Source organism: Muricoccus nepalensis (assembly GCF_006438825.1).
Classification (GTDB): domain Bacteria; phylum Pseudomonadota; class Alphaproteobacteria; order Acetobacterales; family Acetobacteraceae; genus Roseomonas; species Roseomonas nepalensis.
The window spans coordinates 1-14,906 of the sequence record NZ_RCZP01000066.1 but is presented as its reverse complement, the minus strand read 5'-3'; the positions used below and the strand labels follow the sequence as shown (position 1 = coordinate 14,906).

The following is a 14,906-nucleotide window of genomic DNA, read 5'->3' as shown; positions in this document are numbered from 1 at the left end:
ATGGCCTCCTTCGAGTGCGAAGCCGCGGCGAGCTGATGGGGCAGGCGGCCCCGGCGCGCGACCACCTAGGCTGGTGGCTGATGATCCGTTGCGGCTGCGGCTACCTCGTGGACTACCCGGTCCGCCTGCTGATCGACCACTATGGCCCGGAGGCGGATTTGCACCTGATCAGCGCGCGGCTTCGCTGCCTGAACTGCAAAGAGCGGCCGGTCTCGGTGGAGCTGGTGGACCGGCCGGACCGGAGGGGTGAGGGACACGGAGGAGGGACGCCGGCGACAATCAAGCCGCTGCCTTGATCAAGCCGAGGGGGGCTGGCGCGAGCGCTTTTTGCGACCACACCAGCCCAGGCCGTTGCTCGATGACGCCGGTCAGGAACCCTTTTTGGCCCTCTCGTTAAGCCGATTGAAGCACCCGAAAGGTTAACGAACCCTTAAGCCCTGATCGTTTGCTTAGCGAAGAACACGGCCGCGTGTGGGCCAAGTTGTAAGGGGAGCCGACCCCAGGAGGACCTGATTGCCGAGCCCGCCTCTGGGCTCACCCACGCACCCAATCAGGCTAACACAGCTCCCTAGCTCGTCTTCGCCTCACCGGCTTGGGATGCTGGGTGCACCCTGCTCGTTCACGTGCGCGTATTGCATCGCAGCATTTGATTGCGCTGGCTCAGAACCTGTGCAGAATGCAAGGCACAGCAACCGGCAGTTGTCCGGTTGCTGCTTTCTTGGACGTTTCCTCCCTAAACTCGGCCGTGGCTCCGGCTACCGTCTTTTTTTTGATCCGAGCTGGGGCACGGAGGATGCCTGAGAGGCTTGTGGGCTGCAAGAAGTTCAGGCGTGACATGGATACCGCAGACAGCCCACTTCCAAGCTGGGCCGAACACGCCGTTGCTCAGCATGTCGCAACGGTCTTCCTCCCGTGGTTACCATGGGCACATGGCTGCAACCGACACTCCCAACCTCGTTGAGTGGCGTGCCCGCTTGGCGCACGTTCTGAGGGCATCCTTCCAAGCTGCAGACGTCCTTGCCCCGCAGACCGAGATTAAGGCGCTGGAGCAGCAGCTTCGCGCGCTGGAGGATAAGGACGAGATCGCGGCTTCATTCCACGCTTAGGAATGCGGGCGCTGGAGCGCTGCACTAGCCGCCGGCCTCGCCCGTTATTGCTTCCTGGATGCAAAGGGAGCGACGCGCCATGAACGACGCGGCTTCTGAATGGCAGAGCCGCCTGAGCGCCGCCCAGAACGCGCTCGCGGTTGCCGAGAACCACTCCTCGAACGAGCGTGAAATCGCGATGCTACGGCGGCGGGTTGATGAACTGACGGAAGAGGGACAGCGCCGAGCGTTCACGCCTGCCCCTAAGCCGCCGTGGTGGTGGGTGGAGGCGGTCGTCTTTTGCTTGGTAGGGGGCGCGATGGGGAGCGTCGGTTAGGCACAAGAAACGTTTACACGAACGCCGCTCCGCGGCAGGGCTGTGCAGCGGGCCGGGTCGTAAGGGGAGCGACCCGTGGGGGACCAGGTTACCGAGTCTGCGTCTGAGCTCATTCGCGTAGAGCGGCTTCCTGCATGATCTGGCGGATCTCACGGAACAAGGCAGCACCCTTAGGCGTGCGCCCGGCGAGCACAGAACGGTAGTCCGCGGGGTTCGGCTGGCGACAGACAAGCTCCTCCTCGGCCAAGCGGTCCAGCGCACGAGAGATGGCTGCTTTATGGACGTTCAAGGCGACAGCGAGGTCGCGACCCGTCTGCGGCTCTGCATAGACGTAGACCCGAAGGAACACGCCGAGCTGTCGCGCCATGAGGTCCGGTCTGTCGCGACGAATAAGGGCTACAATCGTTTTGTGGAGAAGCGATACAAACTCATCCGGCGTGCCTTGTAGTGACATAGTGCCCTTCTGCTCGCGATTGGCCTGGCCAGCCTTGTGTGACGTGGTCGCCGCCGGTGTGATGGCGGCTAACGAAGAGCCGGGTGCTTGCGCCCCCGGCTTCTGTCGAATCGCCGGCCAAGCGCTTTGCGCCCGGCTTCGTTTCAGGCGGTCGTGGTAGTCGCGGTGGCCTTGCGGCGGCGGACCATACCGAGGCCGAGGAGGCCGGCGCCGAAGAGGGCGAGCGAGGCGGGCTCGGGGACGGCGACCGGCGGCGGGGTGGTGGTGAGGCCGGTGTCGTAGAAGGTGATGTGCGAGTAGCCGCGATTCCGGAAGTAGTTGTCGAGATCGAGGGTGGCCGAGGTGATGGCGTTGGCGAGGTCGTAGAAGAGGGCGTAGCCGTTCGCCTGCTTGACGGTGAAGTAGTGGATCTCGGGATCGTTGGCGCCGGGGGTGTAGACGAAGGAGATGATGTTGCTGCTGCCGCTGTAGTTGATGTTGAACTCGCGGCCGGAGATGCTGCTGAACCGGCCGAAATCTTCGTCGGCGTTGAAGCCGCTGTCGCGTTTGTAGATGGTGGAGGAACCGCCGGCATTGGCGTTGTTGGTGACGCCTGTCGTCGTGGCGTAGCAGTTGGCAAAGCCGCCGCCGCAGTCGTTGCCCTCAAAGTTCCCGGCATAGGTGATGGCCGCGCTCGCGGGGGCTGCGGCGCCGAGGGCAAGAAGGCTAGCGATGAGATAAGGCTTGAGGTCCATGTCACCACCCTCCCTTTCCGGTGTTGATGTTCTGATAGCGATATGTATGCCATTTTCGAAGTCGCAACTAACTCAATTCTGGTTCGTTAATGCCGGCTGCGCTGCGCCATGGCCTGTAAAATCGGCCGACACGGGCCGGAGCCACGGAGCCGCGCAGCCCTCTTACGCTTCTTGGTTACCCAACACTGTCCAGAATTGTTGATGTGATCTCCGCGGCGGAACAGCTTTGCGCTCCTAGACAACTGATTGAGTGTAACTAACATCTGTTACCGTGAGTTGGTTCCGTGGCGCTGGCCAAAGATCCTTCGGCACAGCCCCTCTCGAAGATGGAACTGTTAGAGCCTTGCCGACCGAGAAAAAGCCCGCTTCCCACCCCTTGGAAGCGGGAGAGGCCGCTACGGGCGTTCCTGCAGAAGGGAGCGCGGATCAAGGAGCGCTCGAACCACTCGGCAGGCCCGGGCTTCATCACTGGCAACAAGCCAACATCGTCGATCCAAGCCTTGATGAGCGCGGCGGGGTGTTCTTCGCGGCCGTTGAGATGACCCGCATGCCGATGATCCTGGCCGATCCGCGCCAGGAGGACTGCCCGATCGTCTTCGCGAACAACGCCTTCCTCGACCTCACCGGCTACGAGGAGGGCGAGGTGCTGAACCGGAACTGCCGCTTTCTGCAGGGCGCCGGCACCGACTCCGCGGCCGTCACTCAGCTTCGGGAGGCCATTCGCGACCATCGGGCCATCGCGCTTGAGATTCTCAACTACCGACGCGATGGAACACCCTTCTGGAACGCGGTGTTCATGGGGCCGGTGTTCGACAAGACCGGTAAACTGCTCTACTTCTTTGCCAGCCAGCTCGACGTGTCCAAACGGCGCGAAAGTGAGCAGTCATTGCGCCAGGCACAGAAGATGGAAGCTATCGGTCAGCTCACCGCCGGGCTCGCCCACGACTTCAACAACCTGCTTCAGATCATCAACGGCTCGCTTGACCACCTGAAGGACAAGCGCCACGACGAGGCTGCCTTTGACCGGCACCACACGGCAGCCGTCATCGCCGCCGAACGGGGTGCCAAGCTGACCCGTCAGCTACTCGCCTTCGGCCGCCGGAGCCGCATGGTGCCGAAGGGCGTTGACCTAAGTGAGTTGGTGAACTCGTTCGGCGAGTTGCTGGAAACGTCGGTGGGACAAAGGGCCGATCTGTCCCTCAACCTGCGGCGCCGTTTGCCGGAGGTGCTCGTGGACCCGAACCATCTCGAAATGGCGCTGCTCAACGTCGTCGTGAACGCCCGCGATGCCTCAAACAAGGGAGGCGTGATCACGATCACCACCAAGGCTCTTCACCTGAACGGCGACGCCGCCGCGCGTCATCTGGAGCCCGGCGATTACGTCATGCTGTCGGTGAGTGACGAAGGCACGGGCATGCCACCGCATGTGCTCGCGCGCGCGACGGAGCCTTTCTTCACTACGAAGGGGATTGGAAAAGGCACGGGCCTCGGCCTCGCGATGGCGCACGGGTTTGTTCAACAATCCGGCGGCCGGCTGGAGATCGAAAGCGAGCCGGGGCGAGGCACTACGGTGCGAATGATCTTCCCTCAGATCCAGGTCGAGAGAGCCAGTCGAGACACGGCGAAGGCTCCCATCGGATACCAGAGCCGGCCGGTCAACCAAGTCGCACCGCCGTTGATCCTCGTGGTGGACGACAGCCAGGAGATCGCTGCAGCGGCAAAGGAGTCGCTGAGCGACATTGGTTACCGTGTCACGGTTGCGCACGATGCCGAAGAAGCGTTGGAGCACTTTGATCAGGCCCTTGCAGCAGGCGACCCGTTCCGCCTCGTCTTCTCGGACATCCTGATGCCGGGCGGCGCCAATGGCCTGATGCTCGCGGAATGGGTGCGCGAGCGCGACCCGACGGTGCCGGTGCTGCTGACGACGGGATACAACGATGAGATGTCCCTGGATGGGCCGCGTCCTGGCAGCCTGGAAGTCCTGGGGAAGCCCTACCGGCGTAGCGAACTGATCGACCGTGTGCAAGCTGCGCTGCGGCATGGTGTCCGCACCAGCCCAGGACGCACAACATCGGACTTCGGTCCCGCCCGCGAGTAAGGCGGAGGCGCTCTCCAATAGGCCTACCTAACCCAGGGCCCAAGCGAGGGTGTGCGCCATCATCCACCAGAGAAGCTGGGAGACGCTCAAGACTACGGCGGCACCGCTCGACCAGAGCCACCGCCCGCTCGTGCGGCCACAGCGTCTCCACCCGAGCGTCATGCCGGCCGCCTGTTCTCTGGACCTATTACGTCCAAGGCTCACGGCCTTGGCGCGATCCGTTCGGAATTCCGGTGGGTCCCTGGGGGGTGGCGGCTTGGGTCATGGTGGCGCGGATCTCGCGCAGCAGGGCCGCGCCCCGAGTGGTGCGCTGGACGAGGACCGAGCGACGGTCCGCGGGGTTGATCTTGCGACGAGCCAGCTCGAACTCCTCGAGGCGGTCCAGGGCGCGCGTGATCGCGGGCTTGCCGATGTTGAGCGCCGCGGCCAGGCCGCGGGCGGTGTGCGGCCCCTCGCCAAGGTAGACGATGAGGAGGACACCGAGCTGGCGCGCCGTGAGGTCCGGTCCGTCGCGACGCACGAGGGACACCACGGTCTCCCGCAGGATCTCGACGAGCTCGTCGGGGGAAGCCTGCACGCGCATGGAACGCTCCTGTTTTACCGGTCGCAAGAAGGCCGGGCACCTGCGCGCCCGGCCTCCATTGGTTTGCTCTCGGGCGGCCCAGCGCCGCCGGCGGCTCGGATCAGGCGGTCGGTTCGGCCTTTTCGCGGCGGCGGTAGGCCAGGCCCATGCCGAGGAGACCGGCACCGAAGAGGGCGATGGAAGCCGGCTCGGGCACGGCAACGATCTGCGAGCTGGCGTTGAGCGTGGCGCCACCGCCGGTGAAGGTGGCGGTGATCACGACGGTCTCTGAGAAGAGGCTGTTCGGCAGGGTGGCGTTGCCGAGGATCGGGCCGGAGGCGTGGGTGACGCCGTCGGTGTAGGTGCGGCTGGCGAGGAGCTGGGAGGTGGCGAAGGCGTTGTTGTTGGCGTCGACGTAGTTGCTCAGCGTCACGCTGGAGATGAGGGCGCCGTTGATCAGGCTGTTGGTGGTGAAGGTGCTGATGAGGCTGGCGAGCGGGGAGCCGGCGGTGGAGCTGTCGAGGCCGGTCTGGGTGATTTCGAAGGTGACGGTGTGGGTGCCGATGAAGCTGCCCATGCTGCTGATGCTGGCGGTCTGCACGTCCAGCGCCGGCATGGGGACGACGGGGACGCCGTAGGCGTTGGCGGTCACGATGGAGAAGTTGTTCGTTGAGCCCGTGACATAGAGGTAGCCGTTGGCGCTGGTCTGGGTGAGGGCGTTGCCGATGATGCCGTCCTGGAAGACGCGGGCGGAGAGCTCGGGGGCGGCCTGGGCCTGGGTGGCGGCGCCGATGGCGAGGATGGCGGCGGTGGCGAGGAGGAGCTTACGCATCGAGCGGGTGCCTTTGGTCTGCGGGGTATCGGAGGCCCGATTGCCTCCTTAGAGACCGTAATGGCAATGAATATGCCATGAAAAATATCGTTATTTAATAGTATGCTATTCAGAGATCATTATGCCTAAGTCCCAAAATGTAAATAATTTCGACACCGTATTATCACTCACCTTTGTATGACCTTTGAACACCGCGTTACTCTGCCAAAAAGTTGAGTTATCGATCCATGAAATTTTGGGTATTTCTCCTGCTCAAGAACACCTTCGCTTAGCGGTGCTCCTCGACCAAGCGGCTCGCGATCTGTCCAACGGCTTCGTCCTCGTGAGGGCACGTGGGCGATGGATCGTCTGGCACAGCGTACCTTGGAGGACAGAATTGATGGACCATCCGGTGCATGCCGCGCCGGCGGCTCAGTGTCTGCGCCCACTGCCGGCTTCCGTTCGGCCGACGCAGTACCTTCGTGACATCGAAGGTGGCGCCGCACCGGCTACATACCGCCTCTACCTGGACTTGCCTCGGAAAAGTGGAGGGTTCCTGATGAGGCAAGAGGAATTCCATGCCGCAGCAGAGACGGTTCACGAAGGAATTTGAGGAGGAGGCGGTCCGGCTGGTCCGGACCAGCGGGCGGAGCCAGCGCGAGATTGCGGAGGATCTTGGGATTGGTTTGTCGACACTGGTGCGGTGGATCGGCCGGAGCCGGGATCGGCAGATCGACGAGCCCGGGCGGCTTGGGCAGGAAGATGTCGCGGCCGAGCTGAAGCGGCTGCGGCGGGAGAACGAGATCCTTCGCCAGGAGCGGGACATCCTTAAGCGTGCCACGGCTTTTTTCGCCAGGGAGGGAAGTCGGTGAGGTTCGCGCTCATCGATGGGGCGAAGAAGGAGTTCCCCGTGCACCGTCTCTGCCGCGTGCTCGGCGTCAGCCAGAGCGGCTACTTCACCTGGAAGGGTCGCCCGGCCTGCCGCCGCCAGCACGAGGACATGGTGCTGCTGGCGCATGTCCGGTCGGCCTTCGCGCTCTCCCATGGCACTTACGGCAGCCCGCGGATGACGCGAGAACTGCAGGACAGCGGCCTGGCTGTCGGGCGCCGCCGGACGGCCAGGCTGATGCGGGAGAACGGGCTCCGCGCCCGGCAGAAGCGGCGGTTCAAGCGAACCACCGACAGCAACCACAAGTCGCCCGTCGCGCCCAACCTGCTGGATCAGGACTTCTCCACAGAGGGTCCCAACCAGAAGTGGGGTAGCGACATCTCCTACATCTGGACCCGCGAAGGCTGGCTGTATCTGGCGGTGGTCATCGACCTGTTCGCGCGGCGGGTCGTCGGTTGGGCCGTGGCAGATCGACTGCAGCAGGAGTTGGCCCTGGCTGCCCTTCGCAAGGCGCTCATGATGCGCCACCCAGCGCCAGGCCTGATCCACCATGCCGACCGCGGCAGCCAATACTGCTCCGCCGACTACCAAGCCGAACTCCGGAAGCATGGCCTCCTGATCTCGATGTCCGGCAAGGGGAACTGCTATGATAACTCGATGGTCGAGAGTTTCTTCAAGACGCTGAAGTCGGAACTCGTCTGGCGCACCATGTTCGAGACCCGCCAGCAAGCCGAACAGGCCATCGGCTGGTACATCGACGGCTTCTACAACCCCGTCCGGCGCCACTCCGCGCTCGACTTCACAAGTCCTATCCAGTTCGAGAGATGGCCGCCAACTGATCCAACGCCTCTCCACTAAACTGCAGCAAGTCCAACCATGACTTCTCGACGGATATGAAGACTGTCTGGATTGGATGGGTGAGGAACACGGTGGAGAGGTACAGGCGACTATTAAGCCACTGCCCTAATCAAGCCGCACAGGACATCGGAGGCGAGACGTTCACCCCCCTCACTTCGGCAACCTCCATGCGGTCGAACTCGGCATCGAACAGTGCCGCCATCTGGCTCCGGAGGGCGGTTGCCTTCACGAGGTCTCCCCCGACCGGCACCCGTGCCAAGCCCCGCTGCATCTGCGTGCGCGGGGTGAGAAGCAGCGGCGGCTGTGCATCGCCGGTGCTGCGCCTGTTTATGTCCTCCAGCGCTTCCTCCAAAGAAGCTGCGACCATGAGCCTGAGGTCACGCGGCTACGGTTCCACTGTGTCGTTCATGAACCATCCCGTCTCGCAGGCGCACCAGAACACGGAACCGCGAGAAAAAAATGTTGCTACTGTTGTGAACTGCGTTTTATCATATGGATGTTACAAAAGATTCAATCGTTTATCGAAATAATTAGCGTTGAAGCTGTTTTCACTGGGAGTGTTGAATGGCTCGAGAAGACCAAAATATAAGGCTGTTCGAGTCAGCGCCTCAGATGGAGGAGGCGTTCAAGACCGTGGCTGCTCTGGCTGAGTACACGCGAGCAGCAGGCCTGATCCGAGCTGATGAACTGTTGGTGGAGGTCATCGCTCTCATGCTGCTTCGCCGCACAGCCGCTCAAAGCGCCTGACAATGCGGCCTTGATGAAGCCGAGGGGGCTGGCGCGACCGCTTTTGCGACCACACCAGCCCAGGCCACCATCATAAGGGAGCATTTAGAAAAGCTAGTTTCTGGCCCTCTCGTTGGGCTTATAGAAGCACCCGAAAGGTTAACGAGTTCCTAAGGAACGGCGGTTCGCTAAGGAAGAACACTGCGGCGTGTGGGTCGGGTCGGAAGGGAGCGAGCCCCGCGCCGGAGGCGCCCGCCTCCTCCACAGGGTTGCCCCTCCTCAGATCGCCAGGCAATCACCTACCGCTCCGCTGGCCCTCTCCCCTGCCCACAAGCATCAAAGTCCAGCCTTATCATACCATCGTAGCCTACTTGCATCCTAGAAGCATGGCTTGCAGGTGTATCACGCTGCTCGGAACCCATCCCCCGCTCCACGGTTGATCGAGACACCCCGCAAGCGGACGGTATCCGCCGATGGGGTGCATGATGACGGCAGAAACGACGGATGCTGTCGGTCCAGGTCGGGGTGGTCGGATGTCACGGCAGCGCAAGCGGGACGCGGTCCTGCGGCTGCTCCGGGGCGAGGAATTGGAGGCGGTCTCGCTGGCGCTGGGTGTGACCGCGGCGACGCTGAGCGGCTGGCGCGACGCCTTCCTGGCGGGCGGTGAGGCAAGCTTGGCCACGCGACCTGCCGATGGCGAGGCGCTGGAGAGCGCGCGGCTCAAGGCCAGGCTGGGCGAGATGCTGATCGAGCGCGAGTTGCTGGGGCCAAGGTGGCGGCCCGGGAGGGTGGCCACCCTTTGGTTCGGCGGAGGTCACGGCCATGAGCCTGACCATCTCGGCCAGCAGCGACAGGCCTTACGGCCTAGCTCGGGTGTGCCGGGTCTGGCGAGCCGCCCGGGCCACGATCTACCGTCATCGCTTGCCGCCCCGGACGGAGCCGCCCAGGCGACGTGGCTTGGTCGGGTCCATGCCGGATCCGGAGTTGGTCGAGGCGATCCGGGCCGTCCTCGCGGCCAGCCCCTCCCATGGCGAGCGGCACCGCAAGGCTTGGGCAAGGTTGCGCCTGTAGGGTGTTCGGACCTCCAAGGCCCGGGTGCTGTGGCTGATGCGCGAGCACGACCTGCTCGCCCCATCCTGGGTCGGCAGCCCTCGGGGCCCGCGCAACCACGATAGCACCATCATCCCTGGCGCGGTGGACACCATCTGGGACACGGACATGACCACCACCTGGACGGCTGAGGGTCAGGCAGCGGTGTTCGTCGCCGTAGATCGCCACAGCGCCGGGTGCGTCGGCATCCACGCGGCTCGGCGCGGCACCCGCTTTGAGGCGATGGATCCCCTCAGGCAGGGCGTGCGCCAGCACTTCGGCAGCTTCGCAAAAGGTATCGCCGCGAGCCTCTCGCTGCGCCATGACGACGGTTCGCGGTACATGTCCGTCGCCGTCCGAGGCGAGCTGACGTTCCTGGGCATCGAGAGTTCGCCTGCCTTCGTGCGGGCGCCCGAGGGGAATGGCTGTGCCGAACGCTTCATCCGTACCAAAAGGAAAACCTCCTGTGGGAGCGGACCTTCGACACCGTCGAGCAACTCCGCCAGGCGCTCCTCGAGTTCCGTCAGACCTACAACTCAACCTAGCTCATCGAGCGACACGGCTTCCGAACACCGGACGCCATCCGGCAGGATCAGCTTTCACCCGCGGCTCTCGCCGCATAGCCTCCACTCAGGCGTCTCAACAACCGAGCGCGGTACAGGCCCCAGCCCTACGCATCCGGGCGGACTTTCCAGTGGCCGCAGCTCCGGGCGCACCGCCACGGAGGACGCACCTAGGGGTAAGGCAGCCGAGGAAGTCGCCGCCCTTTGGCGCTTTGTCTCTGCCGATCTGGCAAAGCTTGCTCGCAAGCGTTCCAGCATGAAGGCATCCTAGGATCATGGCTTCCCGTCCTCGTACTCCCGCTGCTGCTTCAGGGCTTCTGGCTGGTCCCGGAGCCGCACCGGCCCGATGGACGCCGGTTGAGGATCCTCCGCGCAACTCAACACCAGCAAGCAACGTGCGACCGCTAGGACAGAGGCCCGGAACGTCAGCTCCATCGATCCCGTCGCCCGCCGGCGCTGCTGCTGGCGGCATTAAGGCCGCGACCATCGGCACGACCGTGTACCTGCTGCCGGATGAGCACAAGCGGGTTAAGCGCCTCGCCCTGGATTTGGATGTGCCATCCGTCCACGAGTTGATCCTGATGGGCTTGGCCGACTGTTCAAGGAACAGGGTTAGAAGCTCCTCACGCGCTACAGCCTTCCGCGACCAAAGAAAGGATGAAACCCCGACAGGAGCACGAAGGCACGGGAAGCGCCTTAGTGTCCTAGGACACGCGCATGCCAGCAGGATGGGATGGCCTCGATTGTATTCCTGGTTGGAAGGAGGTCGTGCCGTGCGCCAATATAACGTCGCTGCTGGCTGAGCCATCCCGGGAAGAGCCCCGCCGCACCAACAGAGCGACCAGCGTGTCAGATCAGCCTTGTTTGAGTGCGAGCAGGGAAGGGTGCACCAGCCTGATCAATGCTGCTGTGGATCGCGAGTAGCACGGCTTCGATGGAGCTGAAGCCTTGTACCGCAACCTGCTCGTCGCCGCGCATGGTGCTCATCTGCAGCTCCGCACCGGCGCGCCAGACCGCGAACACCACGTCGCAGGCGGTTTCTGCCGAGGAGATGACGAGGGTCAGGTGCCCGTCATAGCCCTCCTGCCGGTCTGTCTCCCAGGAGCCGGGGACCAGAGCCATCCCCCGTTCGAGTTCGCGAGCCTGGGCAGCGGAGAGGCTGTGGAACGCCCGCAGAGAGGCCGTGGTGTTCGACAGGTACTGTTCGGGGCGCATTTTGTGCTCCTGACGTCCGACGCCTGCCTTCAGAAAGCCGGCGTTAACCTTCGGGACAGTCGGCGCAAAAGGTTAACGGATCATGACCATCGTTCCGCAGGATCCGGCGCCCGCAAGCTTCCAATCTCGCTTTAACAACTCAGGGTTGTGTCGGTGTGGATAAGCCTTATCGAAGGACCACTTCTCCCTCAGAGACCACTTCGGCGTCCAAACGAAAGCGGTTGATTCGGCGAAGAATTCAGCCAGGCTTGGCTTCTTTGCAGCCCGCCGGAGCAAACCTGCCGCCTCAAATCGATGTGATATGGCATCGTTAAGACAGAACCTGACATCGAAACGACTGGTCAACTTCGCGCTATGGTTGTATTCATCCCTCACGCCCCGACGGATGAAAAATTCATGCGCGTCCTGCTCGTCGAAGATGACCTGACCACCTCTCGCGGGGTGACCCTGATGCTGAAGGCGCAGGGTATGATGGTCGACGCGGTCGACACCGGCGAGGAAGCCCTCGAGATGGCCCGCCTCTACGAGTACGACATCGTGGTGCTCGACCTCATGCTGCCGGACATGGAGGGCTACGAGGTGGTCCGCCGCCTGCGCGCCAGTCGCAGCACCACCCCGGTGCTCATCCTGTCGGGCGTCTCCCGCCCGGGTGCCAAGGTGCAGGGCTTCGGCGCCGGGGCCGACGACTTCATCGTCAAGCCCTTCGATAGTCAGGAGCTCGTCGCCCGCATCCAGGCCATCGTCCGCCGCGCCAAGGGCTTCGCCCAGCCCAGCATCTCCGTCGGAAGCCTTACCCTCGACCTCGGCGCCCGTGGAGCAACGGTTGGCGGCAAGCCCGTCCACCTCACGGGCAAGGAGTACGCGATCCTCGAGCTCCTCACCCTGCGCAAGGGCGCGGTGATGACCAAGGAGGCCTTCCTCAACCACCTCTACAACGGCATGGACGAGCCGGAGATGAAGATCATCGACGTCTTCATCTGCAAGCTCCGCAAGAAGCTCGTTCAGGCCGGCTGCGAGGACCTCATCGGCACCGTCTGGGGCCGCGGGTACGTCCTCCGTGATCCGGCGCAGGGCATAATCCGCAGCCCGGCCGCTGGCACGGTGCCGGCCTCTTACCAGCACGCGGCCGCCCCAGCCTTAGTCTGAGAGGCTGATACTCACGGGCAAGCCCCGCCCCCGGTTAGGGGTAAACACGGGGTGATGCTCCGACAGATGCCGCCTTGTGCACACGGCACGCGGATGCCTTGAAGAGCGTCACGGCTTTCCAAACCCGCTAGCTCCTCCGTGCCATGAGGCACGAGCCTTCATCGCGTGTTGATGACATTGCTCTAACGTCGCAGGTCACCCTCGATAAGCGTCGGTGTGCTGGGACATCGCTTCGTGGCCAGAACCGCTTCTCCGTGCAGGATTCTCCGCCGCCACCACGCATCCGTACGCCTCGCATCGGTGACGACTGGACTGTTGTTCGCCGCCGCTGCTGCCTGCGTTCTGTGGCTTGGCGCGGTGGCAGAAGGCGAGGCGCAACAGCAGCGGGTTCTGAGCTTGAACAGCCTCGCGCGCCAAGCGGCCATCCAGCTTGACCACGGCATGGCCGAACGCGTCTCGCAGCTCACCGATGTGGTCGCCAGCGGCGATCTACGAAGCCTTCACCATTCACCAAGCATTCGAGAGCTGCTCGAGCGGGTTAAAGGGAGCTGGGCTCCTTATGCTTGGATCGGCGTCACGGACGCCGCCGGTCGTGTGGTCGCCGCCTCGGGTGGTCTGCTGGAGGCAAATGACGTCTCGGCCCGCCCTTGGTTCCAGCACGGCTGTGGGGGCCTCTTTGTCGGGGACGTGCACGAGGCCGCCCTACTCGCCAGCCGCCTGCGGGGTCCGGAGGGGGAGCCGCTCCGCTTCGTCGACATCGCGCTACCCCTTCTGGATGCGGATGGCGGCCTCCTGGGCGTGCTCGGCGCCCATATCTTCTGGGACTGGGCAAAGCAGGTAGAGCAGTCGGTCCTCAGCTCTTCCCAGGAGGCAAGCGGGATCGAGCTTCTCATCATTTCGGTGGATGACCAGGTCCTGCTCGGGCCACCTGGCCTGCAGGGGACTCTGCTGGAGCCATCCCTGACCGCCAAGGTGACGCACGCTACTCAGCCGTCCGGTTCTGTTCGGGAGTGGCCCGATGGGCGGTTCTACCTGTCCACCGCCGTCGTGGCGCCCGGTGAAGGAAACTTTCACGGTGTTGGCTGGACGGTCGTGGCTCGCCAGCCTCTCGCGCACACCACTCAAAATACCAGGGACGTGGTGCTGATTGCATTAGCGGCCGGTGCTTGCCTGTTTCTTCTCATCGGCGGCGTCACCTGGCTGCTACTCCGCCGGGCGAGGAGTTCCCGTGGCGTCGGCTGTGCACCCTTGGAGGTGCAGCAGTCGCAAGCCGCTTCAAGTCGCCTCTCCAGAGACACTCCCGCTTCGGTCGCGTGGCCGCCTCGGCGGCAGCAAGATCCACGGCAGCGCGGATCCCACTGAGAAGCGTTATGGAGGCTTGCCCGCTATAGGTCATCCCGTCAGACTGATCCGGCGCAGTTTTTCCGACCACGGCCCATCAACTTGCCAATGCCGTGTGCCCGCACAAACGGGAGTTAGACCTTTGCAAATCAGTTCAAGCGTGGTGCGCGGGTGCGCTTCAAGACGACAGGCGCGGGCGTTACCACCGCTCGCCGCGGCACTGTTGTGAAGACGGTTCCCACCGTCCGTGGTGTGCGCGTCGAGGTGAAGGATCAGGACGGCTATGTGTACTGTCCTCCCCTGTCGATAGTGAAGCTGACGGCCAGGTAACAGGGACCGGGCGGCTAGCATTACTGTCCATGGCGGCAGTGCTTGTTTGAAGCCCGACACCTTTGGCTAGCCAATGCGTCCGCGTGCCGCCACATGCCCTGCACCGTGTCGCCCGGCTGAAGGATCCCGGCTAGCAGCCGAACCTTCTCCTCCGCCGTGTAGGCCTGCCGCGCCTCGGGGCGCTCGACGATCCCGACTCTCTCCGAAGATTGAGTGGCAGCATCGGTGTCAGTACCAGTGCTACCATCATGACGCGACCGATCCTTGCACGACATGCCGCAGCAAGGATTCATTCTCAGCAAGAATCAACCGCTCCGCACCGGACACGAGCCAACGGCCGATTTCAGCCGGAGGACGCGGGCGGTCGAARAGGAAGCCTTGAACTTCCGTACAACCAGCCGAGCGTAGTTGTTCAAGCTGCTCCTCTGTCTCAACGCCCTCTGCCGTCGTGTCCATACCGAGTTGGTGCGCCAAGTCGAGAACCGAGGTGACGATTGCAAGACAGTCCGCGCGGTGCCCCATCTCGCGCACGAACGACTGATCGATCTTGAGCTTATCAAATGGAAAGCTCCGAAGGTAGCTAAGGGACGAGTAGCCAGTGCCGAAGTCGTCGAGCGCGGTGCGCAGACCGAGTGCACGCAACTCGTGAAGCGTCTTCACCACGGCTT

General features: G+C 63.5%; 13 protein-coding genes and 1 pseudogene. 7 read left to right on the top strand and 7 right to left on the bottom strand.

The annotated features are described in order from the left end of the window. Window positions 1-296: hypothetical protein (locus EAH89_RS28870; protein ID WP_206667713.1), on the top strand; the 296-nt coding region annotated here is incomplete at its 5' end. An 889-nt stretch (window positions 297-1,185) separates the two neighbouring features. After that, window positions 1,186-1,422, top strand: coding sequence for a hypothetical protein (locus tag EAH89_RS28865; protein WP_140887197.1), 237 nt, complete (start codon window positions 1,186-1,188; stop codon window positions 1,420-1,422). Between the two features lie 109 nt (window positions 1,423-1,531). Here the strand turns inward: EAH89_RS28865 and EAH89_RS28860 are convergent, their stop codons facing one another. Together EAH89_RS28860 and EAH89_RS33795 are read right to left on the bottom strand one after the other, a co-directional pair. After that, window positions 1,532-1,789, bottom strand: a complete 258-nt coding sequence (locus tag EAH89_RS28860) for a MarR family transcriptional regulator (RefSeq protein WP_241667258.1) — start codon at window positions 1,787-1,789, stop codon at window positions 1,532-1,534. A gap of 230 nt (window positions 1,790-2,019) precedes the next feature. Further along, complete coding sequence (locus tag EAH89_RS33795) at window positions 2,020-2,610, bottom strand: PEP-CTERM sorting domain-containing protein (RefSeq protein WP_241667257.1); 591 nt, start codon at window positions 2,608-2,610, stop codon at window positions 2,020-2,022. A 343-nt stretch (window positions 2,611-2,953) separates the two neighbouring features. Here EAH89_RS33795 and EAH89_RS28850 point away from each other — a divergent pair, with 343 nt between their 5' ends. After that, complete coding sequence (locus EAH89_RS28850) at window positions 2,954-4,708, top strand: ATP-binding protein (RefSeq protein ID WP_241667256.1); 1,755 nt, start codon at window positions 2,954-2,956, stop codon at window positions 4,706-4,708. Window positions 4,709-4,895: 187 nt separating this feature from the next. On the opposite strand, the gene EAH89_RS28845 is transcribed toward EAH89_RS28850, so the two are convergent. Both EAH89_RS28845 and EAH89_RS28840 read right to left on the bottom strand, forming a co-directional pair. After that, entirely contained in the window at window positions 4,896-5,291 is a 396-nt protein-coding gene (locus EAH89_RS28845; RefSeq protein WP_140887192.1) for a MarR family transcriptional regulator, read from the bottom strand. 100 nt (window positions 5,292-5,391) lie between these two features. Then, a complete protein-coding gene (locus EAH89_RS28840; RefSeq protein WP_140887190.1) occupies window positions 5,392-6,102 on the bottom strand; it encodes a PEP-CTERM sorting domain-containing protein in 711 nt (236 codons plus the stop codon). A 557-nt stretch (window positions 6,103-6,659) separates the two neighbouring features. Here EAH89_RS28840 and EAH89_RS28835 point away from each other — a divergent pair. Then, a protein-coding gene (locus tag EAH89_RS28835; protein ID WP_408906333.1) for an IS3 family transposase occupies window positions 6,660-7,828 on the top strand; the annotation gives its coding sequence in 2 pieces (ribosomal slippage) (window positions 6,660-6,921 and window positions 6,921-7,828; 1,170 coding nt in all). A gap of 109 nt (window positions 7,829-7,937) precedes the next feature. Here EAH89_RS28835 and EAH89_RS28830 read toward each other — a convergent pair. Beyond that, window positions 7,938-8,180, bottom strand: a complete 243-nt coding sequence (locus EAH89_RS28830) for a hypothetical protein (RefSeq protein ID WP_140887185.1) — start codon at window positions 8,178-8,180, stop codon at window positions 7,938-7,940. 856 nt (window positions 8,181-9,036) lie between these two features. On the opposite strand from EAH89_RS28830, the pseudogene EAH89_RS28825 reads away from it, so the two are divergent. Further along, a pseudogene (locus EAH89_RS28825) lies at window positions 9,037-10,266 on the top strand (integrase core domain-containing protein). Window positions 10,267-11,055: 789 nt separating this feature from the next. Here EAH89_RS28825 and EAH89_RS28820 read toward each other — a convergent pair. Beyond that, window positions 11,056-11,421 (bottom strand): hypothetical protein, encoded by a 366-nt coding sequence (locus EAH89_RS28820; RefSeq protein ID WP_140887182.1) that lies wholly within the window; start codon window positions 11,419-11,421, stop codon window positions 11,056-11,058. Window positions 11,422-11,817: 396 nt separating this feature from the next. Here EAH89_RS28820 and ctrA point away from each other — a divergent pair, with 396 nt between their 5' ends. Both ctrA and EAH89_RS28810 read left to right on the top strand, forming a co-directional pair. Next, window positions 11,818-12,567, top strand: a complete 750-nt coding sequence (gene ctrA / locus EAH89_RS28815) for a response regulator transcription factor CtrA (RefSeq protein ID WP_140887180.1) — start codon at window positions 11,818-11,820, stop codon at window positions 12,565-12,567. A gap of 315 nt (window positions 12,568-12,882) precedes the next feature. Then, a complete protein-coding gene (locus EAH89_RS28810) occupies window positions 12,883-13,929 on the top strand; it encodes a cache domain-containing protein (protein WP_140887177.1) in 1,047 nt (348 codons plus the stop codon). 555 nt (window positions 13,930-14,484) lie between these two features. Here the strand turns inward: EAH89_RS28810 and EAH89_RS28805 are convergent. Then, window positions 14,485-14,906: EAL domain-containing protein (locus tag EAH89_RS28805; RefSeq protein WP_140887174.1), on the bottom strand; the 422-nt coding region annotated here is incomplete at its 5' end.